2 protein-coding genes are annotated in these 2,437 nt (G+C 57.7%); both read right to left on the minus strand.

The features are described from left to right. Positions 1-1,085, minus strand: a 1,085-nt coding sequence (locus tag EOA33_RS32355) for an ABC transporter permease (protein ID WP_145989414.1), incomplete at its 3' end; no start/stop codon positions are given. 18 nt (positions 1,086-1,103) lie between these two features. Further along, positions 1,104-2,437, minus strand: a 1,334-nt coding sequence (locus tag EOA33_RS32360; RefSeq protein WP_145989415.1) for a sugar ABC transporter ATP-binding protein, incomplete at its 5' end; no start/stop codon positions are given.

Consider the following 2,437-nt stretch of genomic DNA (forward strand, 5'->3'; position numbering starts at 1 on the left):
GAATAGAGCAGGAGGGCGCCTGCAAGGGTTTTGACGACGCTGCCAGCACCACCAAACAGGGATGTACCTCCCAGGATTGCCGCCGCGATGACGGTTAGCTCTGCGCCTTGCAGCCCTGCGGGATTGATCGAACGCAGGCGGCTCGCGAAGAGAATACCGGCCAAGCCCGCAGTGGCGCTGCAGAACACGAATGCCATCAGCTTGTAGCGCGTGACGTTGATGCCAGAGAGGCGAGCGGCTTCCGGATTGCCTCCAGACGCGTAAATGCGGCGTCCCACCATCGTGTAGCCTAGCGTGAACCACACTGCCGCAGAAAATAAGCCCATGTAGATCACAGGATTGCGCAAAATCAGCTCGCCGCCGCAAGCCCAGGAGAGGAGGAGGAATGCAATTCCGCCAAAGGTCATGCCAATGGAGATCGGCCGCAACGATCCGCCCGAGCTGGATGCCCTGAACAAGCCGACCGCACCAATAGCTAAAAGCGCGATACCGGCCACAAGCAATAGCCAGAAGACGTCATGGCTACCGCCTTCGACGGCTTTCATCGTTGCGACGACCTCAGGATCCGATGCCGAAAGAGAACGGCCATCGGTGTAGATGAGGACGAGACCGCGTACAGCGGTCATGGTGCCGAGCGTCACGATGAACGCATTTATTCCTACATACTGGACGATGGCACCGTTGATTAGCCCTATGCCCATCGCACCAGCCAACGCCAGCGCAGCAGCGGGCCAGAACCCGATTGCGTCGGCATTGCCTATCAGCAAAACCGCCGCAAATGCCGCCACCGATGCAACCGAAAGATCGAAATTGCCACTGATAAGAACCACCGTCATGGCAACGGCCATCATCGCGATGAGGGACGACTGGTAGACTACGTTTGATAGATTCAGCACGCTTAGATAATTCGCGCGTCCCAAATAGGTCGTGACGATCGCCAGTGTGACGATCAGAAGCAGCAAGGCGTAATACACGCCCATCTCGCGAAGTCCGAACAAACGCCGCCAATCTGTTTTTGGTAGGGTCGTTGCGGAAGCTTGCATGATGGTTTTGTCGTGAGACTGAGTATAGCCGGCTGTATTCATTGTTTTTCTCGCTGTCACTCAGGAGCCGATCGAACGATCTTCGGCTTCAACGTTTGCACTTTGCCCACCCGCGAGCAGCAGTAGTTCGTGTTCTGTCGTCTCTTGGGCTGTTCGCTCTGCAATGCACCGCCCATCGCGCATAATAAGGATGCGGTCAGAGACGGTGAGAAGCTCTTCGAATTCCGACGACACGATGATGACCGACTTGCCCTCCCCCGCCAGTTGACGGACCAGGCGCAAAATCTCGGTCTTGGCCCCGATATCGATCCCCGCTGTGGGTTCATCCAGAAGGAAAAGCTTCACGTCGCTGAAAAGCCACTTGGCGATGGTGACCTTCTGAGCATTTCCACCACTCAGTTCTTTCACCAAGATTTCGGGGGAATCTGCCTTGATGGAGAGCAAGCGGATAGCTTCCCAACCTCGGTCGCGCTCGCGCTGAGCCACCGGAAGGGAGTTGAAAATAGATACCCCTTGCAGAGCTGGCAGGGAGACGTTGCGCCATATCTCGAAGTCCGGAACCAGGCCCTGAGCCATACGATCCTCGGGCACCAGACCGATCCCAGCCCTTACTGCGGCACCGGTGCCTCGAGCCAACTGCTTGCCGTCTACGACAACAGTGCCCGTCGCATATTTGTCGGAGCCGTAAATCGCGTGGAGCAGTTCGCTGCGACCGGAACCGAGCAGCCCGGCAACACCGACGACTTCGCCACGGGCAACTTTCAAAGAGACAGGGGCTAGTTTACCTGGAGATGCGAGTTCGCGCACCTCCATGGCCGGATCGTTGTCCTGTAACCCTGGAGTAAGCGCATTGCGCCGCTCTGCCTCGCGCTCGAGCGCGACGATCTGCTTTCCGACGATCGCTTCGGCAATCTGGTTCTCGTCCAGATCAGCCGTTGCGGCCCGCAGCATAGCCTTGCCGTCACGAAGCACGGTGACCTCATCAGTCAGGGACATCACTTCGTCGAGAAAATGCGACACGAACAGGATGGCCTTGTTTTCGCCTCTGGAGAGTAGCCGCACTGTTGCGTAGACCAATTCCCGCTCTTCCGACGCGAGAGAAGCGGTAGGCTCGTCCATCACGATCAAGTCCGCGCCCGTGCCGAGGGCCTGGAAAATGGAAACCATCTGCCGTGCCCCAATGGACAAGGAGCTGACCAAGGCGTCCGGGTCCAACCGATAGCCTACGCGCTTGCACAGCTCTTCGAACTGAAGCCGAGAGTCGGATGAGCGCCGCCAATGCCCATTGCTGCCCAGGAAGATGTTCTCCAGAACGGAAAGAGTGGGAACCAACGGGATATGTTGGTGGATGGTCGCCACACCCATGTCATTTGCAGCCTTTGGGTTATCCCTGT

Origin of the sequence: Mesorhizobium sp. M4A.F.Ca.ET.050.02.1.1, assembly GCF_003997725.1 — a bacterium.
In the GTDB taxonomy this organism is placed as follows: domain Bacteria; phylum Pseudomonadota; class Alphaproteobacteria; order Rhizobiales; family Rhizobiaceae; genus Mesorhizobium.